Here is a 25,950-nt window from a genome sequence, read left to right as displayed (position 1 = left end):
CATGAAACAGAATCCTACTTTAAAAAAGATTGCTGAAAGGTTAAGTGTAAGTATATCTACAGTTTCACGTGCCTTAAAAGATCATCCCGATATTTCTGTTGATACTAAAAAGAAAGTGAATGAGCTTGCAGAGTTACTGGAATATGATCCAAACCCGTATGCGGTAAATTTACGTACGCACAGCAGTAAAGAGTTTGCTGTTGTAGTGCCTAGCCTATCCAATTTCTTTTATCACTCTTTTATAAGTGCAATTGAAGAAGATGCAAGGGTTTTTGGTTATTCGGTTATTATTTATCGTTCCTCAAACGACCCGGAGATTGAACAGCAGATTTTAAAAAGCTGCAGACATAAAAGAGTGTCAGGAATTTTTATCGCAATTACATCAGAAACAAAAGACATCGATCCTTTTTTGAAACTAGATGTTCATGGCATTCCTGTTATTTTTTTCGATAAAGTTCCGCAATATGAATCCTGCAATAAAATATGTGTTGGTGATGAACATGCAGCAAATATAGCTGCAGAAGAAATTTTAAAAAAGGGCATAACGAATGTCATTGGTATCTTTGGAGATAAAAATATGTCGATTACAAAGGCTCGGCTGCAGAAATTTACATCGGTTCTTTCAAAAGATAATTCCATAATTTTGAAAACAGCTCATGCCGGGAGTTCTGAAGAAGCAGAACAGGTTACATTATCTTTATTATCTGATTTTAAAGAAAAACGATTTGCAGTTTTTTGTATGAGCGATGAAATATTAGCCGGTTCCATGAAAGCTATACAAAGAAAGGGTTTGCAAGTCCCTAACGATTTAGGTGTAATTGCCATAAGTGATGGTATGATTCCACTACTTTTCTATCCTGAAATTACTTATGCAGAAACAAGTGGATATAATTTAGGGAAACTGGCATTTGGCCGAATGATGCGCTGCATCGCCGGTAGTTCTTTTGCACAAACAATCATTGATGAATCTAAACTCGTTGTAGGAGGTTCTATTTAGAGCATATACAAAAAAAGCTCCCGATAAATTCGGGAGCTTTTGCATATTATGTGTTTTTGAAATTAATCAATCACAGTGATTTTTAGCATGTTGGTTTTACCTTTTGCTTCCATCGGGATAGCGGCAGTATTGATAACGATATCACCTTGTTTAACCAATTTTTTGCTCTTAAGGAATTCGTTAACCTCAATAATGGTATTGTCTGTACTTTCCCATTTATCGTAGTAAAAACCTCTAACACCCCACAATAAACTTACCGCATTTAATAAAGCACGGTTGCTTGTAAATATGAAGGTTAAAGCTTCAGGGCGGTGACTAGAAATTTCAAAAGCAGTATAACCGCTCAAAGTCATTGAAACGATACCAACAGCATTAGTTTGCTTAGCTAAGAAACAAGCCGAATCACAAATCGCATCGCTTAAAAAGGATGCAGATTTTGGTTTTAAAAACTTATCCGGATTGAAAGGGTAGTTGTTCTCTTCAATGTTTTGAATGATTTTTTGCATTGTTTCGATAACAATCAGTGGAAATTCGCCTACCGAAGTTTCGCCACTTAACATTACCGCATCCGCACCATCTAAAACTGAGTTAGCCACATCATTAACCTCTGCACGAGTTGGGCGAGGTGTAGTAATCATGCTTTCTAACATTTGAGTAGCAACAATTACTGGTTTCGAAGCCGCTCTACATTTTGCTACAATCATTTTTTGCAACAATGGCACTTCTTCCATTGGACATTCAACACCCAAATCTCCACGGGCAACCATAATACCATCCGTAGCTGCAATAATCTCATCAATATTTGCAATTGCTTCTGGTTTTTCAATTTTTGCAATTACGCGGGCAGTTTTACCACGCTCAGCAATTATTTTTTTAAGTTCGATAATATCTTCAGCCTTACGTACGAATGATAAACCAATCCATTCTACATCATTTTCAAGAACAAACTCTAGGTTTTCTCTATCTTCTGGTGTTAAAGATGGAATAGAAACTTTGGTGTTAGGAAGGTTTACACCTTTTCTGGAAGTTAAAATACCACCGTGAACAATCTCGCAAACCACCTCATCTTTTAAGTTTGTAGAAAGCACTTTCATTTGTAGCTTTCCATCATCTAAAAGGATAATTTCGCCAGCCTGAACATCTTGAGGGAAGTTTTGGTAAGTGATGTAAATACGTTCCTCGTTACCAATACATTCTTGAGTAGTGATGATTGTAGTTTTACCGTTAATTAGGTTAATTCCACCTTCTTTAACTAAACCGATGCGGATTTTCGGACCTTGTAAATCGGCCAAAATACCAACGTTGTAATCATATTTTTTATTCAAATCGCGGATGGTATCCAAAACCGCTTGATGATCTGCCTGAGAACCGTGAGAGAAATTTAAACGACAAACATCCAAACCTGCATTAAACATGCTGTATAATACATCTGGTTTAGCTGAAGCGGGGCCGAGAGTGGCTACAATTTTTGTTCTGGAATGAAAAGGTTTCATTTAATAATTGTTTTAGCAATGCTGTTCTGTTTTTTAATTAATTATCTAAATTAACTAAACCGCATTAATTTTTATATATAATTTGTTTTGTACAGTTTTTTATAACCCTCAAATATAGTGTAATTAATACACCAAGTATATAATTTTTATATTACCAAATTCTCTTTCGATTTTAGTTTTGTTGGGTCTATTTTTGCAGCTACCTGAATATCAGGCAGTTTGTTTAATCCGTTTATCAAATAATTAAGGTCTTCCATGTCAATAAATTCCTTAATTATAATGAAAAAATCGACATTGTTCATTTCCGGAACCAATATTCCATCACTACTTTTATTACTTATCAGGTAATATTCCGTTTCTCCCTGCTCTACAAAAAAGTAATATTTAGAGAAAAACCAGGCAGGTTCATCAATGTTAAAAAATATTTCATGGTCATCAATCTTCTCAAATTGGGTATTTAAACGCGTATTAATTTTGTGGCATAAAACGTAGTCTTTTAGCGGTGCAGTTACCGCAATTAGTGTAAAATCAAGGTCTAAGGTTAATTTTAAGTAAGTTTTATTCAAAGCGAAATAAATTATTTACAGAACGAAATTAAAAAACTAATTCTATATTCGCTTGTTATTTGAGAGCCAAAATTAGGTCTCGAAATAAAAACATTTGAAAATTGTAAGAATTTATTTTTCTTTGCACAGAATTATTTAACCATTAAATTATAAAATTATGTCTGATATTGCTTCAAGAGTTAAGGCTATTATCGTAGAAAAACTAGGTGTTGACGAAAGCGAAGTTACGCCAGAGGCTTCATTCACCAACGATTTAGGTGCAGATTCTTTAGATACCGTAGAGTTAATTATGGAATTTGAAAAAGAATTCAATGTAGCTATTCCTGATGATCAGGCTGAAACCATCGGTACAGTTGGTCAAGCGATTGCTTATTTGGAAAAAAACGTTAAATAGAATTACGCTTTTTCAGTATAAATGGAATTAAAAAGAGTAGTAGTAACAGGGTTGGGTGCGCTCACTCCTATAGGCAATAATGTTCCCGATTTTTGGGAAGGATTGACTAACGGGGTGAGTGGCGCTGCTCCTATTAAGGGTTTTGATACTGAAAAGTTCAAAACTAAATTCGCATGCGAGGTAAAAAACTTTAATCCGGAAGATTTTTTGGAGAAAAAGGAAGCCCGCAAGCTAGATCCGTTTGTACAGTATGCCCTTGTAGCAACTGATGAAGCCGTTAAGGATGGAGGTTTCGATTTTGAGAAATTGGATACCAACCGTATCGGAGTTATCTGGGGCGCAGGCATCGGTGGATTGAAAACTTTTTTAGATGAAATCTCGAATTTCGCTAAAGGAGATGGTACGCCAAGATACAATCCATTTTTTATCCCAAAAATGATTGTAGATATCGCCCCAGGGCATATCTCTATCAAATACGGCTTGCGTGGGCCAAATTTTGCAACTGTTTCGGCATGTGCTTCTTCTACAAACGCAATGATTGATGCATTTAACTATATCCGTTTAGGTATGGCAGATGTAATCATCAGCGGTGGTTCTGAAGCAATTATTAACGAAGCAGGAATGGGTGGTTTTAATGCCATGCATGCATTATCTACACGTAATGATGATCCACAAACCGCTTCACGTCCGTTCGATAAAGATCGCGATGGTTTTGTTGCCGGGGAAGGTGCTGGAACCATTATTTTGGAAGAACTTGAACATGCTAAGGCAAGAGGTGCAAAAATTTATGCAGAGCTTGTTGGTGGTGGTATGAGTGCTGATGCAAATCACATTACAGCGCCACACCCAGAAGGTTTAGGAGCCAAAATGGTAATGGCCAACGCCATGAAGGATGCAGGATTAACAACTGCTGATATTGATTACATTAACGTTCACGGTACTTCTACTCCGCTTGGAGATATTAGTGAAACCAAAGCCATTGGCGATTTATTTGGTGAAGATGCTTACAGGTTAAACATCAGTTCTACTAAATCTATGACAGGCCATTTGCTTGGAGCCGCTGGCGCTATTGAATCAATTGCTGCAATTCTTGCTGTAAAAAATGATATTGTTCCTCCAACAATTAATCACTTTACAGATGATCCGCAATTTGATCCTAAATTGAATTTTACTTTTAACAAAGCTCAGAAACGTACTGTTAGAGCGGCTTTAAGTAATACATTCGGTTTTGGCGGTCACAACGCTTCAGTAATTTTCAAAAAGTACGAAGAATAATTTCATCAGCCCTGCTATATAATTTTGTATGCTAATTAAAAATAGATAACTTAGTTAAATATGCTGATTAGCCGTTAATTGTGTTATTTATTTAATGCCGATATTAAAATTATATAAACTTTACATCTCTCCTGAAAAGGAATTTGTTAAAAAGCTAAAGAATATTCTTGGGTTTGTACCAGGTAATGTTGCGCTATATAAAATGGCGTTCAGGCACCGCTCTGTAGCAAAAGTTTTAAAAAATGGCAGCAGAAGTAGTAACGAAAGATTAGAGTTTTTAGGCGATGCAGTTTTAGGCTCAGTGATAGCTGAATTGTTATTTAAGCATTATCCATACAAAGAAGAAGGCTTTTTAACTGAAATGCGTTCTAAAATTGTAAATCGTGCTAACCTGAATCAGCTGGCTAAGAAAATGGGTTTCGATAAATTAATCCAGTTTGACCAGCGTTCTGTAAGTATTCAAACGAAGCACAATTCTATGCTTGGCGATGCATTTGAAGCAATTATCGGTGCAATTTACATGGATAAAGGCTACAATTTTACCAAAGAATTTTTACTTCGGAGAATCGTTAAACCCCATATAGATATTCATACGCTTGAGCTAACCGAAACAAATTTCAAAAGTAAGCTTATTGAATGGTGCCAAAGACATGGTAAGGATGTAATGTTCGAACTGGTTGAAAACGGGGAAGGCGAAAGCAATAAATTGTTTACAATAAGTGCAGTTGTTGATGCTGAAAAAGTTGGAATCGGTAGAGATTATAACAAAAAGAATGCTGAAAAATTAGCCGCTGAAAAAGCTTGCGAGGCACTTTCTATTTAGTTTGATTAACTATTAAAATTTGCCAATTGAGCAATTGATGAATTGTTTATTATTTCCCCTTACCTAGCGTATCTGTAAATTTCTTTGATGTTTCTTTAATGTATTTGATGTAATCGTAACTGTTCCAGTACTGAACTTTTTGGAATTCAGGGCGGTAATCAATCATGTACCTTTCAAGTGTATCACCCCTCAAATCAGAATTGTTTTTAATAATTGAAGGATTAAAATAAACATCGATTTGTGATTGTTTAATTTCATTATCAGCATACCTCCCAAAGCGTCTGGCATTTTTTGGGTCTTTACCAAATAAGTTATAAATGGCATTTAGCGGATGAAATACTGAAGATAAAATAGATGATTTCCCGCCATTATATACTCCCTTATTTTGAAATTCCCTTTGTATATCTGCCAAATCTTGTTTTTTGCTGTTTCCGTAAATGGTTACATCATTTAAAACAGTGCTTCCTCGTACCATATAAATTAAAATATCCTGCTGACCGTGAATAATAATTCTTTGGTCGTTCATATAGGTTTTGGCTATCTGAAGTGTATCGCCAACAGCAGCTTTGATTTGAAACATACCTAAATCGTTACTGGTAACGCCAATTTTTGTACGAACATTGGTAATGTTTGCAAGCGCAATTCGAACATTTGCGCCTTTTTCAAATACAACACCTTTTACAATAAAATCCTGTGCCTTTAATGATGAACTAATGGTTAAGGCAAGGGCAAGTAAGAAGAGAAGCGAGTATTTGAATTTCATTTGGTGAGATTTTCTTGTAAAAATAACAATTGTAGCTGATGTAAACTGTTAAAAAAACGTTAATGCTGATTGCTTTGTTTGACACTAAACATTATTTGTTTTATTTGGAGATAGTTTTTTGTGCTATTGCCTTTAAAATTTGCCATGATTACAACACTTTGTTAAATAGCCCCGACATAAGCGGAAATACTTTTGGCCTTTCAAACTTACGAAGTCTATACTTGATGATGTTTATTTGGATTCGTAAGTTTACCAGCACAGGTTTTGAGCCAAAAGATTGCAGCATTGGCGGGAAGGTATTTGCCAAGAATAACAGTTGTTGCGCTTCTGAAAGTAGTCGAATCATATGAAAGTACAAGCTTTATAGCAGACTGAAAACTCTTCAAATTTTTCTTACCTTTGCGCATGATAAAATCCATGACAGGATACGGACTGGCAACAGCCGATTATGCAAATGCTAAGTATAGTGTCGAAATCAAATCACTTAACAGCAAATTTCTTGAGCTGAATTTAAAATATCCTAAAGCTTTTTCTGATAAGGAGTTAATCCTAAGAAATATCTGTAGTAAAGATATTGAGCGTGGTAAGGTTAGTTTAAACATTACTGTAGATAGAAATTTGGGTGAAGTTACCGGAGCAAATATTAATACAGCTTTACTTGCACATTATTACAACCAATTATTGGCAGTTAATAATGATTTGCAGGCCAATAGCAGTAATTTATTGCAAACCGCACTAACTTTTCCTGAAGTAATTAGCTACAAAGAAGAAAGTGTTAGCGAAGATGAATGGAATGAGTTGTATAAAATCTTTAATGATGCGCTTGTTAATTTTAACAAATTTAGAGCAGACGAAGGCGCTGTTTTAAAGGCGGATTTGGAGTTAAGAATTAAAAATATTCTTTCGTATTTTAAATCGGTTGAGGAGCTTGAACCTAAAAGAATTGCAGCAATTCGCGATAAATTTACCCAGTTTTTAGATGAAGCAGTAGGAAAGGTAAACATAGACCAAAATCGCTTTGAACAGGAGTTGATTTACTACATCGATAAAATTGACATCACCGAAGAAAAAACCCGTTTAAAAAGTCACTGTGATTATTTCCTACAAACATTGGGTAGCAAAGAAGCAAATGGTAAGAAGTTAGGTTTTATTTCTCAGGAAATTGGTAGAGAGATTAATACCATGGGCGCAAAGGCAAACGACGCACAGATGCAACAGTTTGTTGTGGGCATGAAAGAAGAGTTGGAGAAGATTAAAGAACAGTTATTAAACGTATTATAGAAAGCTTAAAGCAAAAAGCTCAAAGACTAAAGCTTTGGACTTTTTGCTTTTGTCTTTATGCTTAAAAGAATGAAACAAGGTAAATTAATTATATTTTCAGCACCATCGGGAGCAGGTAAAACTACAATTGTACACCACTTGCTTAAGAAATTTCCTGAATTGAGCTTCTCAATTTCGGCTACAACACGCGAATCTAGAGGCGCTGAACAACACGAAAATGATTATTATTTCATTTCGAAAGAAGAGTTCTTACATAAAGTTGCGCATCAGGAATTTGTAGAGTTTGAAGAAGTTTATAATGGAACTTTCTACGGTACTTTACGTTCAGAAATTGAACGCATCTGGAATGCGGATAAGCATGTTATTTTCGATATTGATGTGGAAGGCGGACTTCGCTTAAAACGTAAATATGAAGAGGATGCTTTAGCGATTTTTGTTCAACCGCCATCTTTAGAAGTTTTAAAGGAACGTTTAAGCGGACGTGGTACAGATAGTGCCGAAAAGCTTCAGGAACGCTTTGTAAAGGCTGAAAAGGAATTGCTTTATGCTGATAAGTTTGATGTGATTTTAAAAAATTACGATTTAGAAACTGCTTGTGCTGAGGCTGAAAAACTGGTAGGGGATTTTTTAAAGAAGTAATTTAGTCTTTTGAATAAATAGTCCTTATTGCGAGGCACGAAGCAATCTATTTTGTAAGAAAGATTGTTTCGTGCCTCGCAATAACGTTTTAACAAACTGAAACTTCCAAATGAAAATAGGTTTATTCTTTGGTTCTTATAACCCAATACATACCGGGCATTTGATTATCGCCAATTACATGGCAAATCATACTGAATTAGATGAAGTTTGGCTTGTTGTTTCGCCACATAACCCATTAAAGGAGAAGAGCGGATTGGCAAATATGTACGATAGGTTGGAAATGGCTACCTCAGCAACTGAAAACACTGCGAACATTAAGGTAAGCAATATCGAATTTAACTTATCACAACCATCTTACACAGTAGACACTTTAACCCATCTTAGAGAGCGTTACCCAAACAATAAGTTTGTTCTGATAATGGGGGCTGATAATTTGGTTTCTTTCAAAAAATGGAAGAATTATGAGGTTTTGTTGAAAGACTACGAAATTTTTGTTTATCCACGCCCAGGTGCTGACATTAGTGAATGGGAAAACCACCCGTCAATTACATTTACAAAAACACCTTTGATGGAAATCTCTTCTACATTTATCCGCAAAGCGATAAAGGAAAATAAAAACGTTCAATTCTTTTTACCCGATAAAGTAATCGATTTTATTGATGCCAAAGGCATGTACAAATAACTTAAATTCTGGAATATAACCAGCCTTTGAAATCCTCTATAGTGTAAAAAAGTTCATCTGGTTTGAGTGGAATTAACTTTTCTGGTTCTGCTGTTTCTGCCCATGCAGCAGCAATAACTGAGATGCCAACAGATCTACTGGCTTCTATATCACTAGGTGCATCGCCAACATAAATAATCTCTTCTTTGTTTAAGCTAGATAAAGCTTCCAAAACAATTTTAATTCCATCAACCTTTCTTGGACCAGTGGGAGCGCCTGTCTCAATGATTTCAAAAAAATGGTTAAGCTTAAACTGTTTTAGAGAAATTTCGGTGCTATAGTTACCCTTTCCTGTAACCATAGAAATATGCACACCCTTTTGTTTTAAGGTTGATAAAATTTCCTCAACGCCAGCAAAAGCTACCGGGCACATTCCATGAAGTTTTTCATAGAAATGCAAATAGCTTTTAACCCCTTCATTATAATTATGAGGAGCTAATATTTTTATTGTTCCCTCTTCTGATGGACCAAATGTGGCAATAATTTCCTCGTCAGAGAGCGATCGGTTGATTAATGGTTCTACCGATTTTCTGAATGCCTGAATACAAAGCGGAAGCGTATTCGCAATTGTTCCATCTAAATCAAAAATTACTGCTTTTATTTTTGACATTCTCGGCTTAATACAACAAAAATATCGTTGGTTGTTTGTGTAAATCTATTTGCTCTTTGCGCCAATTATAAACACTTTGCGTTTTTATAAATTCATTTTCGGCGGTCAAATTACTTGCTATACAAAGTTGGGTATTAGGCTTGCAGCTTTTTAATACTTCTTCCAACATTTGATTATTACGGAATGGCGTTTCTATAAAAATTTGAGTTTGTTTATAGCGGCTTGCCGATAAATCTAAATCCTTAATTCTTTTTGTGCGCTGTTCCTTATCAATTGGTAAATATCCCCAGAAAGCAAAACTTTGTCCGTTAAAACCAGAGGCCATTAATGCCAAAAGAATTGAACTTGGACCAACTAACGGCACAACTTTAATACCTCTCTTGTGCGCTTCAGCAACAATATCTGCACCCGGGTCTGCAATACCAGGGCAACCAGCTTCACTCATTAAGCCAACATCTTTACCAGCCTTAAGTTCATGGAAGAATTGATTTAAGTCATTTCGGTTATGTTTGCCATAGTCATGTACAATTAGATCCTTTTGTGGCGTTTTAAGGCCTGCTTCCTTCAAAAATTTACGGGCAGTTTTACTATTCTCAACAATATAGGTATCGATTTGGTTAATCGTTTCTACCAAATATGGTGTAAAAGTTTTTGCTGATGCTTCTTCTGCCAGCGGTACAGGGATAAGGTATAAGGTGCCATTTTGCATATCGCAAAAATACTTACAATAAATAAATAATATGTTCTAAAAATCAGATCAACGGCAATATATTCTATTTCATAAACAGTGGTGTAGCAAATTTTATTCCTTGTTGACTTATTTTCTGCACAATTAAAACATTCCGAATCCGTTAATTATTAGTTAAATACGCCTTAGAAGGCAATATTTTAAAGTATTTAATAAAACTATGCATGCATATTAAACCAATTAAAAAATTGGTTCTCTAATTGATACACACAGTTTAGGTTATTAAATAAACACACAAATGAAAACACTGAAAACTACGGCACTTGTGCTGGGGCTCTTTGCGCTCCTTGCCGGAACCACAACTTTAGCCCGGGCGCAAGGCTATGAAGAAAATTATCAGAGTGATGGTTACAATACTGGTAATGTTTCTATGCAAACCTTTTACGATGAACTTTCACCTTACGGTACCTGGATTCAAGACCCGCAATATGGTTATGTGTGGCGACCAGATGTAGACCAAGATGATTTTCGTCCGTATTATACAAATGGCCGTTGGGTTATGACGGAATATGGTAATACCTGGGTTTCTAATTATGATTGGGGTTGGGCACCATTTCACTATGGTAGATGGGTATTTAACAATTACAGACAATGGATTTGGTTGCCTGATACGAACTGGGGACCAGCTTGGGTAGATTGGAGAAGTGGCGATGGTTATTATGGTTGGGCACCAATGGCTCCGGCAATCAGCATTAATTTAAGTTTCGGGCGCAGGTATGCAGTGCCTGATTTTTGCTGGAATTTTATCCCTCAAACCAATATTTACATTAACAGATTTCCAAGGTATGATTACGGCAGAAATAACGTCTATATCCGCAATACAACCATAATTAACAACACTTATGTGTATAACAGAAGAAGTTATTATGGTGGCCCAAGGATGGAAGATATTAGAAGAGCAACAAATAGGGATGTGAGGGTTTATCGCTTTGAGCAAAGCAACAGACCGGGAGCAGGAAGAATTAACGATAGAGCGGTTTCAATTTATCGCCCGCGTCCAGAGCGTGGTTCGGTTGACAATAGAAGTGCTGCGCCTCGAAAATTTGAACAAGGTAACGCTGGTTTCAATAGAAACGGTAGGGGAGATTCAGGTTATGCTAATCGTGACCAAAATGGCAGCAGAAACGATAATAGAATGACCCAACCTAATAGACGAAATGACGGGAATTTAGAAAATCGTAGAGAGAATCAGTCTGACAATAATCGTGGTGGTGTTTATAATCGTGATGCGAATAGAGGTGCAGATAGAGCAAACCAAAATTTGGGCGAGGCGGAGCAGAGAAACAGGCAGACGCTGGAGCGAAGTAGAGAGCAGGGAAGCCGTGACCAAGAGCGTATTCAGCAAATGCAACAGCGCAGCCAGCAAGAAAGAGTAAGCGGTAATCAGCAAGCTGAACAACAGCGTCAGCAGATGGATCAGCAAAGGGCTCAACGTAGCGAACAGATGCAACAACAACGTCAGCAACAACAAGAACGTTCGCAGCAAATGCAGCAACAGCGTTCTCAACAAGCTGAACAACAACGTCAGCAGATGGATCAGCAAAGGGCTCAACGTAGTGAGCAGCTGCAACAGCAGCGTCAGCAACAACAAGAACGTTCGCAACAAATGCAGCAGCAAAGAAACGAGCAAATGCAACAACAACGTCAACAAAGGATTGAACGCCCGGCTGAAACCAGGCAACAAGCCCCACCTCAACAACAAAATAGAAGCGGTGGAGAAAGAAGTAGTGAGGGTGGAGGAAGACCTACCAGAGGTGGAAGAGGATAAATTAAAAGTCCCGATGGAAATCGGGGCTTTTTTATTTTAAGTTCATCAATTCTGGTACTTTTAAGATGCGAGGATGTTTTAAATGGTTAACGATGAACACTTGATATCAAATAGCAACGCCTCTGTACCGCACTTTACTCGGGTACTATTGTCACAGCTATGTCTTACATCCGTTTGATGTCCGTTTAATCTCCGTTTCAAAAGATAGAAAGGTGTTGTTTATTTTGTACCAAAGTGACTAAATTTCACGGTGTAATATCGCTTTTTGAGAAGTTCTGGAAAATATTCCCGACATCCTGCATTCAGCTACTGCTATTCCTGTCCTGCAGCTTGATGAAGTTTGCTTAAGTCTGTTCCACGATATGTGGTTTTAGCACTAGAATGCAAATTTTCAGGGTCTAAAAGAAACGTTGTTAAACCAAGTTCCAATCCGAATTTAATTTCTGATTCTGCATCATCGCCGATAACTAAAATTTCATCCGGATTTAAATTATGCTTTTTGATTAGCGCTTCAAATGCATCTTTTTTGGTCTCACTGGAGGTGGTTACATCAACTACATATAATTCTTCAAAATCATCACTGATCCCTAACATCTTTACTTTGGTGGTTTGTTTCTTTAAAAACCCAGCAGTTACAATAAATTTTCTACCCTTTAAATTTTTAATGTAGTGATAATCTTCTGAGGGGTTTAAAGGCGCCGTAACTTCGCCAGTTACCAGGTATTTAATTGCATTATCAATCGCTGTTTGTTTAAAACCATATTTTGCCGCAACCTTTTGAAAGGGTGTTTTGAGCATTTCTGCTTTGGCTAATTGGTATTCATCTTCAGAAATTCCCAAATCTTCATTTTCTAAAACGTTATACAGTCCGCCCATTAACTGTTCTTCGTTTGGCTTGGTAAAATAAATCGTATTATCTAAATCAATAAAAAATATACTTTTCATTATGGAGTGGTTTTTGTGATATTAAAAAAATAAAAACAGCGAGCACTAATTTATGTTTAATAATTAAAAAATAAGATTATGACAAAGGAAACAAAAATAGTAGTAGGCGTATTAGCCGGAGCAGCATTAGGTGCTACGATAGCATTAGCATTATCGTCAGATTCAAACAGTGATGTAAAGAATAAAGTTTCAGATTGGTTCTGCGATTTACTAGACTCATCAAAAGATAAATTAGCAGATTTGGCTGGCAAAGCGAGTGGTGTTGCCGATAAAGTGAAAGATAAAATCGCAGATATTAAAGCTTAAAAATAATTGGAGATGCCGGATAATTCCGGCATTTTTATTCAATTATTATTTCTAACCATCAAAAATGAAAATAACCTTTCATGGTGCTGCCCGTACAGTTACAGGTAGTAAGCACCTTATTACGCTCAAAAATAACACTCAAATATTATTAGATTGTGGCCTTTTTCAAGGCATGGGACATGTTACCGATAAGCTTAATGACTTTTTTGGTTTCGATCCAAAAAAGATAACCTATATGATTTTATCTCATGCTCATATCGACCATTGTGGTTTACTGCCACGTTTGGTTGCCGAAGGTTTTAATGGCAAAATCTTTTGTACCGCTGCAACTATGGATTTGGCCAGAATTTTAATGATGGATTCGGCTAAAATACAAATGCAAGATGCCGAATTTTCAAACCGACATTTAAAACCAGGACAGGAAAAGGAAGAACCGCTATATACTGATGAAGATGTAACCAAAGCGGTTGGGCAAATGAAGATTGTAGATTACGAAGAGGATTTTGAAATAGAGCCAGATATTCGTTTAAAATTAACCGATGCCGGACATATTTTAGGGAGCGCAGCCGTTCACTTAACCATAACAGAAGCCGGTAAGCCTACTCGAATTACTTTTAGTGGTGATGTGGGCAGATATGGCGATTTGTTATTGAAAAGCCCACAGCAATTTAGCCAGGCCGATTATATTTTGATGGAATCTACTTATGGCGATTCGTTGCACAAAGATTTAGAACCTATTGAAGATATGCTTTTTGAGGTGATTAATAATACCTGCATCGTTAAAAAAGGTAAGGTCATAATTCCTGCATTTAGTGTTGGGCGTACTCAAGAACTTTTATATGCTTTAAACAGCATGGAGTTAAAGCATAAGCTCCCCGATGTTCGTTATTTTGTGGATAGCCCTTTATCATCAAAAGCTACCGAGATTTTGAAAAATCATCCGGAAGTTTATAACAATGGTGTTAAGGAAGTTTTAAAAGTAGATCATGATATTTTTGCTTTTAAAGGTTTGCGTTTTGTTGAAAGTGCAGAAGAATCAAAAGCTTTAAACGCTGACCCAAGACCATGTGTAATTATTTCCTCATCGGGCATGGCAGAAGCGGGGCGTGTGAAACATCACATCAGGAATAATATTAGCAATGCTAAAAACACAATTTTAATGGTTGGTTATTGTGAGCCGTCATCATTAGGTGGTCGCCTTATTGCCGGACAAAAAGTTGTCGATATTTTTAATGATGATTATGAGGTAAAAGCCGAGGTTCGTGTAATCAAATCGATGAGTGCGCATGGCGATTACGAAGATTTATTACAGTTTTTATCCGGTCAAGACCCTGAAAAAGTAAAACAAATGTTTTTAGTGCATGGCGAATATGAGGTACAACAGAATTTCGCAACGCGATTAAAAGAACACGGCTTTAAACACGTGGCCATTCCGGAATATCATCAGGAATTTGAACTAAAGTAAAGTTAATTTTCTCGTCATTGCGAGGCACGAAGCAATCTTTTGCTTAATGAGATTGCTTCGTGCCTCGCAATGACGATTTAACCAGAACATCATCCATCCCACATCTTCCATTTTATTATCTTTACCGCATGGATGTTTTTGGCAACGCAATTACTGATTTTTATAAAACCGGAGAATCGGATACACTTTGGCTACACAATTCTTATGCTGATGCAGAAGAAATGCCTGTAGATTTTTTCTTTAGAGATGATGAAGAAATGCCGGTACTCGAATTACAAGCTTTGCAAATGTGCAATGGTAAGGTTTTAGATATCGGTGCAGGTGTTGGGAGCCATGCTTTGGTTTTGCAAGCTTTTAATATTGATGTTACCGCGATTGATATTTCTGAAGCTGCAGTAAAAATTATGAAGGATAGAGGTGTGAAAAAAGCCATCCATCAGGATATTTTTACCTATAATGAAAAGTTTGATACCATTTTAATGCTGATGAACGGAATTGGTTTGACTGGAACTTTATCTGGTTTTAAAGATTTCTTAATTAAGTTAAAAACACTCATAAATCCCGAAGGACAAATATTATTCGATACTTCGGATATCTCTTATCTGTATGAGGATTTACAAAAACCGCTAAATCGATATTATGGAGAAGTTTCTTATCAATATGAATACAAAGGCGAAAAGGGAAATTGGTTTGATTGGTTATACATTGACCCGAAAACGATAGATGTAATTGCAAAAGAAACTGGCTGGCTTAGCGAAGTCATTTTTGATGATGAGGAAGACCAATATTTGATTCGGTTGGTATTGGCAAAATAGTTCCATTCTTTTAAATGATAACTTATACCAAGTTAGTTTATAAACGACTTGTAGCGTACAGGTAGTAAAAATAGGCTGCAGCAAGAGTTGGCAATGGTTTAAATTATGAAACTTTAAATAAACCACCCCCAACCCCTCCTTGAAAATAAGGAGGGGAGTTGGACAGTACTACTTAAAAGTTTCTGCGATTATTAAGAGATTGGGTTTAACCAACAGCAATAAATCAAGCGTAGAGATTTGCCATCGTTTTTACTCCTCCCCTCCTAATTTAGGAGGGGCAAGGGGTGGTTAAATTTCCCAAATGATTTCAAAAGAATTTATCCAAAACCAACATAAACGAGCAGGTATTCCGTACTTAAAAGAGAAGGTGTTTGGTGGGACCAAAGGCTGCCATTCAAATCAAATATTCATTTTCTAATAATTCATTGATGCAGATTCTGAAATAAATTTACTCCGTAGCTTTCTGCTTTGCTCCAGGTCAGAATGACGTAAAAGATAAGTTTAAGCTTATCTAAGCTCGTTATAATTCACAATTTTCACATCGCTATTCTTGGCTAAAATCTCTTCCATTATTTTACGGTGAGCTGCGCCAACGCCAACCACAACTCTTTTTGCTTTTTTCGCTTTTGCCTGCTCAATAACGTTTTTGCACATACCTTCATTTCTTAAAGCCCATTGCGCCATCATTTCTTTAACCGATTCTGTTGGGAAACCTGCGTATCCATAAAATTTCCGACCGCCATAAAAATTCCAGGCATCGTTAAGTTCTGAATATTTGTCGGTGTTCATGCCTGCATATTCATCAGCCAAGAACTTTTTTTCTTCCTCATCAGCATATCTAGAATATTGTTCGATAGCTTTTAATGTTTTTGCTTCCGATGAAAGGCTATCTTTTTTTGCTTTTGCAGCTAAGATTTTAAAAAGCGAATCCGTTTTGGCCCATGCTGCACTCCAAGGTTTATCATAGGTTTGGCAATCCATATTGTAAATTTGATTTTGTCCAAGCTGATAAATTAATGGGAAGAAAATTTTATTGTATTCACTTGCGGGTCTGATTACATTTAGCTTTTTTAAAGAATCGGTGCCACCAAACATTTTAGTATATGCGGCTTGTTCTTCTTTACCGAAATTTTGTTTTTTGTAGCTATCCAATACGTAAATCTGATAGTCAAAATTTCCTCTATCCCAAATTTTGGCGTATTCAACCGCCAAGTTCATCCTCGTTTGATGATAATTAGGAGAAGACAAGAGCGCTTTCTGATTCTTTTTTATTACGGCCGATGGATTTTTAGCGTTTTCAGGATTCAGCTTTTGAATATAATTTACTTTGGTTGCAAATCCTTTTTTAGCCCAGTTATCAGCTTCAAGCTTTGCATAATCATCGGCTGGCAAATATTCACCGAAAACCATATCGGGCTTAAAGTTTTTTAATTTGCTAATTACAGCTTCAAAGTTTTGGGTCGATTTTGAATTGTTATGACTTGAACCAACAATTACAATTTCAATTTGTGCTTTTGTAGTTAAGGCTACGCCGATTAAAATTAATAAGGCTAAGCAGGTTTTGTGTATCTTTTTCATAAGGGTTTTGATTTGTTGATTCAAAGATGTTCAGAAGTGAAAAGAACACATATTTAATTATCCGAACAGGTTAAAATTTTATCCCAATTCCATAATTCCTTATGAAATCAAGTATGCAATAGATTTACTCCATCATTTTTTTATTAAAACCGATAATCAGCTTAAATAAATCATTGTATTCATTTAAAGGGAGATTTTGCTCAATATCGAAAACATCATGGTAGGCAGATGGGCCACCTTGTGTGTAAAAGAAAAATGCCGGAACGCCGCTTTCTGTAAAAAAATAATGGTCGCTGTTGGCTGCTTTTCCTCTCGGATTTATTTTCGAAATGAGTTTTTGACTGGCATTAATTTCGTTTAGCACAGCAAATGCTTTTGGATAAACACTAGCATTTATCACAGTCATTCCGGCTTCGCCAGTTCCAACTAGATCCAAATTTAGCAGAAACTTTATTTTGCTTAATGGAATTAATGGATTTTCTACAAAATATTTAGAGCCTAATAAACCAGCTTCTTCGGCGGCAAAACAAATAAAACCAATAGAATATGGTTGTGGATTCTCGACGTAATATTTGGCGAGGCTTAACAAAGTTGCCACGCCTGCTGCATTATCGTTTGCACCAGGAAAATAGACATTTGCGCCCATGCCACCTAAATGGTCGTAATGTGCGGTTATCATTAAAATAGAATCTGGATACTGTGTACCTTTTACAAAACCAGCAACATTTGATGCTTTGAAATCAGGAATAAACTTGTTTTCAATATCAACTTTTATCAAATTAAAAGGCTGTTTAATGGCCGATTTTTTAACGATAAGTGTTGTCCAATCTCTGGCTTTTTGAGCAACTGACCAGGTAAGTTTATCTTCGAGTTCGATGCTTAAGCTTGTGGTATCGGCTAAATTCAGGCTGTCTTTCCGTTTATCTACAATCGTTCTTCTACCATTGCTTTCAGGACTTATTATAAAATCTTTACCCGGAATAAGTTTTTTGCCATCAATATTCAATTCCATTTTGCCTGGAAATGTATTCACCGGGAAGCTAAAATCTTGTTTATAGCTTTCGCCAAATGGTAATAAGCCAATTTTCTTATATTCTGATGATAAGAATGTAGCTGCTTTAGCCATTCCGTTTTTAGTATAACCTCTGCCCCAGAATGTTTTAGAGGTTAAGGTTTTAATTAGGCTTCGGGTGTAAGTGGAATCTTGTGAGAATGCATTGATAGAGCAGAATATTAACAAAAATAGGAGTGTATTTCTTAAGGCGGAGATTTGCATACCGCAATTTAAGAAATGTAATTTAACTCAAAATAAAAGCCAGCTAATATTGCATTAGCCGGCTTTTGAGGGATGTGACTATAAAATAATTATTTAGCTAAGTAAGGTTGCAATGCAGTTTTTACTTTTTCTTTGTTTTGTGCAGCTGTCCATTTTTCTTTGATAGATTGGTCGCCAAGTGTAAAGAGTGTTTCGTAAAGCAATTTACCATTTGCCATCGTTTTCACTTTAAAAGTATCATTTGCTCCAATAACATCAGCCCAAACGTTGCGGACATCAGCCCAATAGGTTGCCTGGCTATTCCACCATTTTTGAGCAAATTCGAATTTTTTTGTATCGATTTTTGTGAATTCTTCGTAACCTTTTTCAACAGCAATTAACTTATCACCTTGTGGAGTACGAAGAATTTTTTTATTGTCTTGTTCGAACATCCAGCCATCTTTAGTGATGTTAATTCTGCTGCCGCGACCCAATACATTGTAATCTTTACGCACTGTCGATTCTCTTCTTGGAAGTGGTGAGTCCGTTTCGCTAGCCCATGCATCATGACCGCCAATGTGGCTCCAGGTTCCGATGCCTTGATAACGCGGGCTATCATCAACTTGATAAACTTTCTGAGTCCATTTTCCTTTTACATCTGCAGCAGTTAATTTTCCTTTTTTCCAGGCATTGTCCTGAGTATAAAGCATAATGTTGGTGTCTTCATATGTCCAATCCTGGCGCCAGTGTTTAATTACTGTAGAATCGTTAATGGCAAGCATGTGCTGAATAACGATTCTCTTTGGTTCATCCACGATGATTTCTGCCCATTCGTTCGCATGACTTCTGTAAGGTTTGCTGAATTGATAACTGGCGTCTGGGGAGGTAACCTCAGCATAGTTGAAATTCACTTTGTAAAAACCAGCTAATGATTTAATCGCGTTTCTGTCTTGCTCTAATTTATCTTGAGCAGATGCACTAACAGTTAAAATTCCTGTCAGTACTAAAATCAGGTTTAAAATTTTCATTTTTATGTTTAATTTAAGATTGTGTTTATTAAACCGCAACTGCGGGATTGCTTTTCTTTTTCTTTTTGCCCCACCAAATGATGAAACCTGTAATTGGTAAACTTGCGGCAATAAGGCTAGCAAAAAATGCCAGTATTTTGCCAGGTAATCCTAATATTGCACCAACATGTATATCATAGTTCATACCGATTAAGGCTTCGCCAGCATTTTTCTCGGATTGATTTTTCCGGTGAAGTAATTTTCCTGTGTATTGATCAAATTGAATTACATCAAAATTCCAATAAGTTTCATCTCCTTTGTAGCCAGTTGCATAAATCGTTGCACTTCCACCTTCGGCCGGCGACATTCCGATTCTATCTTTATCTTTAAATTTTAACTTCGCTTGCTCGAAAGCAATGTCAAAAGGAATAGCTGAAATGGTTTTGGTTGAATCTGATTTAACATCGGCAAATGCAGGTGGCGTTATACTTCTTGCTGCCACGACATAAACCGTACTTTGGAACCAGGTAAATGCCCAAACCATTCCGGTTAACGCTAATACCAAGCAAATTGTCATTACATAAAAGCCTAAAACATTATGTAAGTCGTAATTAATGCGTTTAATTTTTGCCGACCATTTAATCTTGAAACTTTTATCGAAGTTTGATTTTTTAAGGTTTTTTGGCCACCACATAATCATTCCCGAAATCAACAGAAATACAAAAATAAATGTAGACCAACCAATGATTTGTTGCCCGATAGGATGATTGATTAAAAAACTCCAATGGAGCATTTTAACAATACCAAAAAATTCATATTTATGGTCGGCAACTAGGTTTACATGGCCTGTATATGGATTTACATAAACCACATCGTAATAATCTATCGAATCGAAATACCAAAAAGCCTTTGGGTCGCCGGCTTTGTAAACGCCAAATTCCCAAGCTCTATCAGGCGTTTTATAGGTAGAGATAAATGTGATTTTTTTATTTTGTCCTAAAGCTTTTTCAGCATTAGATTTCAATGTACTTAATGGTAAGGTTTGTGTTTTTGCCGGCACATCAATAAAAAAATCTTTCTTATGGATAAAATCGGTAATCTCTTTTTGAAAAGCAAAAATACAGCCTGTTACACCCAGGTGAAAAACAACCAATCCGGATGCAATGCCAAGCCAAAGATGTAACCAATCGCTAATTCTTCTCAAACGCGATTTGTTCGATTTCTTTTTTACCTGTTTTGTTAGTGCCATTAAGCTATTAATAAAAGAACCAATTGACGGTTTTACACATCAATTGGTTAAAAATTGTATTGTTATTCTACTAATTAACCTGAGTAGTATAGGTTACTAAGTGCCAAACTTTTTCGTAGTCTTTACCATTCAATTTTCCTGGCGTTTTATCTTCAACAAAAGCCTCTAAAAAGTAATTTCCCTTTTGCTCTGGTTTGAAAGTGAATTTACCGTCTGCATCTGTATTAACTTCTTGGGCTTTACGTTCAGTATTTACTAAAGTTAATTTTTGATTTGCCAATGGTGCTTTATTATAAATAACCTGATGAACCGCAGATTCACCTGCTTTAGCAATATTTTTATCTGCTCTGATGGTTAAAGCCGCTTCATTGGGGAAAGTGCTATTTACTTTAGCTTTACCAACGGCAACATCTGCAAATGCATAATATTCTAATTTGCCTTTTTCGTAAATATCTGCCACTTCGTGTACAATCGATAATTTATAGCTTCCGTTTTGCTCCGGTGTGAAGTTAGCTTTATAGAAATGAACATCTTGTGTTGTTGCTAATACCTGTGATTTTCCATCAGGTGCTGTTAAAACCAATTTAAAATCTTTAAGGTTGCTAAACCATTTTGCAGCAGAGTCAGGCTCATTTGCTTCATATTCTCCAAAGAAAATCTTTACTTCTTGTGCTTGTCCTTTTTTTCCGTTAGATGCCGTTTCAATCCAAATCGCATGTGCAAAAGCACTAGATACGCTAAACGCTAAAAGAAAAAATAATAGTGATAATTTAGTTTTCATATATTTCGGGTTTTTAAAATGGCAGAAACCTCTGATAAATTTCTGCCGGCTTGTTAATTAAAATTTATAAGTAATGTTTGCAACAAAGTTTCTTGGCATTTGTGCCTCAACTGTTGTCCAGCCTTTATAATATCTTTTATCAGTGATGTTATCTAGCTTTAAACCAATTCTGTATCTGTTTTTATTATAGAAAGCAGTTGCATTTAATACTGTGTAAGATGGAAGCGTGAAAATACCTGTTGGTAAACTATTGGTAATTACATTTTCGCTATAGTAATTTGCTCCAAAACCTAAACCTAAACCGTTCAAATTTCCTTGTGTAAAAGTATAGCTCAACCAACCGTTAACGGTATCTTCTGGTCCGGCGCCAACAGGTCTTCTGCCTTCAACAGTCGCTGCAGCCTTAGTTATTTTGCTATTTACGTGGCTGTAGCCAGCAACAAAGTTTAATCCTTCAATTGGATTAGCGTTTAAACTGATGTCAATACCTTTATTTCTTTGAGTTCCATCTTGTACTGTAATGTTGTAGTTGGTTCCGTTTCTAACAATTGACTCACCTCTAGTAATGTTATCTACCTTAATATCGTAGTAACTAGCCGTAATGTTTAATTTATTTTGGAAGATATCAACCTTAACACCACCTTCAATTTGGTTTGCTTGGGTAGGTTTAAAAATGCCATTAATATCGGCCAAAGGCTGGATAACTGGAGCCAGGTTCTGGAAACCATTCATATAGTTTGCAAACAAAGCAACCTGGTCTTTAATTATGTTATAAGTTAAACCGAATTTTGGGGAGATTGCTGTTTGTAAGAATTTACCAGTGGTAACGCCTGTAGCAATATTGTAAGCGCCTTTATTATCAAATCTATCAATTCTTAAAGCTACCATAGCGGCCAAGGCATCTGTAATATTTACTACATCCGATGCATAAGCACTGTAAACTTTAGTTTGAGTATATGATTTTGCCGGACCAGCAGTTGCGCCAATTCTGGCCTCAACAGCACTACGGGTAATGCTTGCATAATTTGCAGGTGTACCAACAGTGTTTACCAAATCAAACAATACGTATGGCGAATTGCTGTTGTGAGTTTCTTGTGTAAGGTAATCTAAGCCAACTATTACCCGGTTTCTAACGCTTCCGATTTTAAAATCTCCGATAAAATTCTGTTGAACATTAGCAGAGTTACTTGAAGAGTTTTGAATATTAATATATCTTGATAAAACATCATCCGTAGCTCCTAAGAACATTACGTATGAGTAAAAGCCATCTGATTTACGGTTACTTTGTGAGAAGTTCGTTTGAGAAGTCCACTCATCTGATAGTTTGTATGTTACCTGACCACGAACATTAAACGTTGGTGTTTTAACCGTTAAGTCGTTGCTTGTGTATGATTTTCCCCAATCAAGATTTAATTCTGACGGCGTACGAGCAATTAATTGTCTGCTTCTATTTAAAAAAATCATGGTTGGGTTTGTACCCTCGTAGTTATAAATATCTGCTGATAAGTTTAACTTTAACCGGTCATTAACTCTATACTCTAAACTTGGGGCAATAAATGTTGATTTACTGAATCCAGCATCCTGCCAGCTATTCTGTTTATTGTAGGCTGCATTAATTCTAAAAAGAAGATTTTTTTCTTTGTTGATTGGGCTGTAAACATCCGCTGTTAAACGGTTTAAGCCAAAACTTCCGGTATAATAACTAAAACTTCCGCCAGCCGTATCTAGTGGTTTTTTAGTTACAACGTTAATAAAACCACCAAAACTGGTTAATGCGCCGCCATACAAAGCACCAGATGGACCTTTAATTACTTCAACTGTTTCGATATTTGCCGGGTCAAGATCGCCATTTGTTTGGCCAGCAATTCCATCAATCATCGATACTTGTGTGGTAAAACCTCTTAAGGAATAATAAGCTGCACCATCTCCACCTCTACCGGTAGAAGTCCATAGTTTATCTAAACCTGGAGCATTTTTTAATACCGAATTAAAGTTTGTAGAGATTTGCTCTTGCATTAATTCTTTAGATATTGTGGTATAAACCTGAGGATTTTCTAGATTTTTTAATGGAAGTTTAGCAACGTATGTACTTGCCTTTGTCGCAAATTTATTTGTTTTTCTTGAGTTGATATTTACCTCTTTCAACTGGCCTTCATTTTCAGCCAGCGAAAAATTAAGTGTGATTGATTGTCCATCAGAAATGGTAATTGTTCTTTCTTCAGATTTTAAACCAACAGCCGAAGTTCTAATAATATAAGTGCCAGCTTTAATTCTATTAATTTGATAGTTTCCATTCTCGTCGGTAATACTTCCAATACCTTTGCCTTTTAGTCCGACAGAAATATATTGAGCAGGTTTACCATCTGATGTCGTAACAATTCCCGTAATTGAAGAAAACTGTTGCGCAAAAGATGTTATAGTAAAAATTGATAGGAGAAGTGTTAAAAGAAAGGGTATAGTTCTTTTCATTGTATTTATTTGGATTAATTCTAAACAGCTGCAAAATAACAGCACAATTATTTATAATCCAAATTATTTTGATTAATTCTAAATAAGCTATTGTGTTAAAAATACAATAAGTCCATTTGTATTAATCTGAGGCAGTTTTTCTAATATAATTTTAACATTTCAATTTCTTAGTTATTCGATTTTAAACAAAAAAAGCCTATCCTAGTTATAGAATAAGCTTTATTAAATTGAGTTAAATTTTTTATTTGAGTGTCAAAACCTGTAGGCTTAAACCTTTTTCGGTGTCGTTGGCAGGTGTTACTAAGCCAGCACAAATAATATCATAATGATTACCTGCGGTAAGTGTAACATCAGTTTTTGTAGTTCTGATTGTGCCGGTTGCTGTGTCTTTAATGTCTAAAGAAATTGTACCTGCATCAACCGTAATAAATGAACTTGCTGTTTTATAAGCTTTGTTTGTTATTAATGATGTTGTTGCGCTGGTTTTTGCTAAATCTAAGGCTGGTGCATCAAGAGATAGGTTAATAAAACGAATGTAAGCTTTATCAGCCGAAGTTATAGAAATATCATCAGTAATTAAAAAACCATCTAACTGCCCTGGTTTATTTACCAGATAATACGAATAATTTGAACTTGGATTTAAGGTGATATCCTTAGTATGTAAAGCATCTGTACTGCTTGCGGTAGTAAATTTTAAGGCGTAAGCGCCAGAACTTCTTGATGTGTAAGATGTTGCCCCGGCAAAAGGTAAAGCCGCAGAATTAATTGCAGTTCCAGATAAATATACATTGTAGGTTCCCAAACCTGGTGAACCATTTACCACCCTGATGTAAGAAATTGTTGTATCGGTTGTTTCTGTTTTTCCGCAAGCACCTAAAATAGTTGTGAATGTCGCTAAAGCAAATATTATAAACTGTGTTTTGCGTTGAGTAAAGTTTAGCATAATTAATATAGGGATTTTGTTTTAATGTTTCGATTTAAACGAATGCATAGTTGCTTTCGCTACATCAATACAAATATTGTATTTAAACAGTAATTGAAAATGTTAAATGTTGTTAAGCAGATGTTAAAGTTTTTTGAATATGAAATTATCCGAATATCAATTTCATAAAATGATGAAAACAAATAGAAGTGTATAAACGTTGGAGTAAGTTTACTTAAATGTTTAGCAATCTTAACATTAAGTTATGATTGCAACTGTAATTTTGTTCAACCATAAATCTACTAAAATGATTAAAAACATCTCAAAATTAGCTTACATCTCTGTTTGTGCAATTCTATTATCTGCTTGTGGTGGTTCATCAAAGGATAAGCCCGCTGATGCCACAGCCACACAAAATCAAGAAACAACAAGTGAGCCTGCGAAAGAAGAAAACGCACCAGCCAACACCAATTTTACTGCAAGTCCGGATAGTGCAATTTTAGGCAAAAGCAAAGAAGCATTAGTAAAAGTTAAGGATGTTAATTCTGTTGAACTGCAAGATGCTGAAGGTAAATCGACAGGTGCAGAGTTAACCGTTAAGTTGCTAATTACCAATAAAAGTACTTTAGATGCTAAGAAATATTTTTCGGTATCAGCATCAGAAGCAAGGTTGGAATTAGATAATGGAACATCGGTTCCTGGTAATAAAGATAGTGGCAGTACAGAACCCGATGCTGAAGCATCAACTGAAGCCGTTTGGAAATTTCAAGTGCCAGCTGCCGCAAATCCTAAAAAACTTAATTTCTTTTTAGATGGAACTAGAGTTTCTGTCGGACTTGATAAAAAATAACTTTAAGCCTCCCTTAACAAAGGAGGCTTTTTTATTTTGTATAAAAATGTAAAAAAATCAGTTTAATATTGTGTAACTCAATTTTTATTTAAACCTTTGCACCTCAATAGAGTTAAAGCCGTTTTAATACGCAAGAAATGATTAAACAATTTTTACATAAACTTTCAAAATTCACAGCACATTTAGTAGCTGGTGAAAGTTTATTTATTAATCGTTTTCAGCCCGTATTT

General features: G+C 35.9%; 25 protein-coding genes. 12 read left to right on the top strand and 13 right to left on the bottom strand.

The window, feature by feature from the left end; all coding sequences use genetic code 11:
• Position 1: 1 nt before the first annotated feature.
• Positions 2–997: a LacI family DNA-binding transcriptional regulator gene (locus R2Q16_RS03655; RefSeq protein ID WP_316735220.1), complete on the top strand. Its 996-nt coding sequence runs from the start codon at positions 2–4 to the stop codon at positions 995–997.
• Positions 998–1,059: 62 nt separating this feature from the next.
• Here the strand turns inward: R2Q16_RS03655 and pyk are convergent, their stop codons facing one another.
• Positions 1,060–2,490 carry a pyruvate kinase gene (pyk, locus tag R2Q16_RS03650; RefSeq protein ID WP_316735219.1) on the bottom strand — a complete coding sequence of 477 codons (1,431 nt, stop codon included), beginning with the start codon at positions 2,488–2,490 and terminating at the stop codon, positions 1,060–1,062.
• A 146-nt stretch (positions 2,491–2,636) separates the two neighbouring features.
• Positions 2,637–3,056 (bottom strand): IPExxxVDY family protein, encoded by a 420-nt coding sequence (locus R2Q16_RS03645; RefSeq protein WP_316735218.1) that lies wholly within the window; start codon positions 3,054–3,056, stop codon positions 2,637–2,639.
• Positions 3,057–3,213: 157 nt separating this feature from the next.
• Between R2Q16_RS03645 and R2Q16_RS03640 the strand changes: the two genes are divergently transcribed.
• The 3 genes from R2Q16_RS03640 (at position 3,214) to rnc (ending at position 5,548) form a co-directional block, all read left to right on the top strand.
• The gene (locus R2Q16_RS03640) at positions 3,214–3,450 is read left to right on the top strand and encodes an acyl carrier protein (RefSeq protein WP_008508386.1); all 237 of its coding nucleotides are present in this window, start codon (positions 3,214–3,216) and stop codon (positions 3,448–3,450) included.
• A 21-nt stretch (positions 3,451–3,471) separates the two neighbouring features.
• Complete coding sequence (fabF, locus tag R2Q16_RS03635; RefSeq protein ID WP_290238424.1) at positions 3,472–4,725, top strand: beta-ketoacyl-ACP synthase II; 1,254 nt, start codon at positions 3,472–3,474, stop codon at positions 4,723–4,725.
• A 94-nt stretch (positions 4,726–4,819) separates the two neighbouring features.
• Positions 4,820–5,548: a ribonuclease III gene (gene rnc / locus R2Q16_RS03630; RefSeq protein WP_316735216.1), complete on the top strand. Its 729-nt coding sequence runs from the start codon at positions 4,820–4,822 to the stop codon at positions 5,546–5,548.
• Positions 5,549–5,597: 49 nt separating this feature from the next.
• On the opposite strand, the gene R2Q16_RS03625 is transcribed toward rnc, so the two are convergent.
• The gene (locus tag R2Q16_RS03625; protein ID WP_316735214.1) at positions 5,598–6,311 is read right to left on the bottom strand and encodes a hypothetical protein; all 714 of its coding nucleotides are present in this window, start codon (positions 6,309–6,311) and stop codon (positions 5,598–5,600) included.
• A 417-nt stretch (positions 6,312–6,728) separates the two neighbouring features.
• Between R2Q16_RS03625 and R2Q16_RS03620 the strand changes: the two genes are divergently transcribed.
• From R2Q16_RS03620 to nadD, 3 genes are all read left to right on the top strand, one after another.
• Positions 6,729–7,592, top strand: a complete 864-nt coding sequence (locus tag R2Q16_RS03620; protein WP_316735771.1) for a YicC/YloC family endoribonuclease — start codon at positions 6,729–6,731, stop codon at positions 7,590–7,592.
• Positions 7,593–7,661: 69 nt separating this feature from the next.
• Complete coding sequence (gene gmk / locus R2Q16_RS03615; RefSeq protein WP_316735213.1) at positions 7,662–8,231, top strand: guanylate kinase; 570 nt, start codon at positions 7,662–7,664, stop codon at positions 8,229–8,231.
• A 109-nt stretch (positions 8,232–8,340) separates the two neighbouring features.
• Positions 8,341–8,913: a nicotinate (nicotinamide) nucleotide adenylyltransferase gene (gene nadD, locus R2Q16_RS03610; protein ID WP_316735212.1), complete on the top strand. Its 573-nt coding sequence runs from the start codon at positions 8,341–8,343 to the stop codon at positions 8,911–8,913.
• A gap of 1 nt (position 8,914) precedes the next feature.
• Here nadD and R2Q16_RS03605 read toward each other — a convergent pair whose 3' ends face one another.
• Both R2Q16_RS03605 and R2Q16_RS03600 read right to left on the bottom strand, forming a co-directional pair.
• A complete protein-coding gene (locus tag R2Q16_RS03605; protein ID WP_316735211.1) occupies positions 8,915–9,562 on the bottom strand; it encodes an HAD family hydrolase in 648 nt (215 codons plus the stop codon).
• Positions 9,563–9,569: 7 nt separating this feature from the next.
• Positions 9,570–10,271: an SAM-dependent methyltransferase gene (locus tag R2Q16_RS03600; RefSeq protein ID WP_316735210.1), complete on the bottom strand. Its 702-nt coding sequence runs from the start codon at positions 10,269–10,271 to the stop codon at positions 9,570–9,572.
• A gap of 277 nt (positions 10,272–10,548) precedes the next feature.
• On the opposite strand from R2Q16_RS03600, the gene R2Q16_RS03595 reads away from it, so the two are divergent.
• Complete coding sequence (locus R2Q16_RS03595; protein ID WP_316735209.1) at positions 10,549–12,078, top strand: DUF6600 domain-containing protein; 1,530 nt, start codon at positions 10,549–10,551, stop codon at positions 12,076–12,078.
• Positions 12,079–12,390: 312 nt separating this feature from the next.
• Here R2Q16_RS03595 and R2Q16_RS03590 read toward each other — a convergent pair whose 3' ends face one another.
• The gene (locus tag R2Q16_RS03590) at positions 12,391–13,023 is read right to left on the bottom strand and encodes an HAD family hydrolase (protein WP_316735208.1); all 633 of its coding nucleotides are present in this window, start codon (positions 13,021–13,023) and stop codon (positions 12,391–12,393) included.
• A 78-nt stretch (positions 13,024–13,101) separates the two neighbouring features.
• Between R2Q16_RS03590 and R2Q16_RS03585 the strand changes: the two genes are divergently transcribed.
• The 3 genes from R2Q16_RS03585 to R2Q16_RS03575 all read left to right on the top strand — a co-directional run bounded on the left by R2Q16_RS03585 (position 13,102) and on the right by R2Q16_RS03575 (position 15,609).
• The gene (locus tag R2Q16_RS03585) at positions 13,102–13,329 is read left to right on the top strand and encodes a YtxH domain-containing protein (protein WP_316735207.1); all 228 of its coding nucleotides are present in this window, start codon (positions 13,102–13,104) and stop codon (positions 13,327–13,329) included.
• Positions 13,330–13,393: 64 nt separating this feature from the next.
• Positions 13,394–14,794 (top strand): MBL fold metallo-hydrolase, encoded by a 1,401-nt coding sequence (locus tag R2Q16_RS03580; protein WP_316735206.1) that lies wholly within the window; start codon positions 13,394–13,396, stop codon positions 14,792–14,794.
• A gap of 59 nt (positions 14,795–14,853) precedes the next feature.
• A complete protein-coding gene (locus tag R2Q16_RS03575; protein ID WP_316735204.1) occupies positions 14,854–15,609 on the top strand; it encodes a class I SAM-dependent methyltransferase in 756 nt (251 codons plus the stop codon).
• A 507-nt stretch (positions 15,610–16,116) separates the two neighbouring features.
• Here the strand turns inward: R2Q16_RS03575 and R2Q16_RS03570 are convergent.
• From R2Q16_RS03570 to R2Q16_RS03540, 7 genes are all read right to left on the bottom strand, one after another.
• Positions 16,117–17,187: a DUF5694 domain-containing protein gene (locus R2Q16_RS03570; protein ID WP_316735203.1), complete on the bottom strand. Its 1,071-nt coding sequence runs from the start codon at positions 17,185–17,187 to the stop codon at positions 16,117–16,119.
• 124 nt (positions 17,188–17,311) lie between these two features.
• Positions 17,312–18,463: a M28 family metallopeptidase gene (locus tag R2Q16_RS03565; RefSeq protein WP_316735202.1), complete on the bottom strand. Its 1,152-nt coding sequence runs from the start codon at positions 18,461–18,463 to the stop codon at positions 17,312–17,314.
• An 89-nt stretch (positions 18,464–18,552) separates the two neighbouring features.
• A complete protein-coding gene (locus tag R2Q16_RS03560; RefSeq protein WP_316735201.1) occupies positions 18,553–19,470 on the bottom strand; it encodes a DUF6607 family protein in 918 nt (305 codons plus the stop codon).
• 28 nt (positions 19,471–19,498) lie between these two features.
• The gene (locus R2Q16_RS03555) at positions 19,499–20,698 is read right to left on the bottom strand and encodes a PepSY-associated TM helix domain-containing protein (RefSeq protein WP_316735200.1); all 1,200 of its coding nucleotides are present in this window, start codon (positions 20,696–20,698) and stop codon (positions 19,499–19,501) included.
• 70 nt (positions 20,699–20,768) lie between these two features.
• Positions 20,769–21,479, bottom strand: a complete 711-nt coding sequence (locus tag R2Q16_RS03550; protein WP_316735199.1) for a DUF4198 domain-containing protein — start codon at positions 21,477–21,479, stop codon at positions 20,769–20,771.
• Between the two features lie 57 nt (positions 21,480–21,536).
• On the bottom strand, positions 21,537–23,948 hold the full coding sequence (locus R2Q16_RS03545; protein WP_316735198.1) for a TonB-dependent receptor: 2,412 nt from the start codon (positions 23,946–23,948) through the stop codon (positions 21,537–21,539).
• 241 nt (positions 23,949–24,189) lie between these two features.
• Positions 24,190–24,891, bottom strand: a complete 702-nt coding sequence (locus tag R2Q16_RS03540; protein ID WP_316735197.1) for a DUF4397 domain-containing protein — start codon at positions 24,889–24,891, stop codon at positions 24,190–24,192.
• A gap of 286 nt (positions 24,892–25,177) precedes the next feature.
• Between R2Q16_RS03540 and R2Q16_RS03535 the strand changes: the two genes are divergently transcribed.
• Positions 25,178–25,720 carry a hypothetical protein gene (locus R2Q16_RS03535; RefSeq protein ID WP_316735196.1) on the top strand — a complete coding sequence of 181 codons (543 nt, stop codon included), beginning with the start codon at positions 25,178–25,180 and terminating at the stop codon, positions 25,718–25,720.
• Positions 25,721–25,950: the final 230 nt, after the last annotated feature.

Source organism: Pedobacter aquatilis, from assembly GCF_032678425.1.
GTDB lineage: Bacteria > Bacteroidota > Bacteroidia > Sphingobacteriales > Sphingobacteriaceae > Pedobacter > Pedobacter aquatilis_B.
Note: the sequence above shows the minus strand (reverse complement) of the source record. Positions and strands in the feature narration are given on the sequence as shown.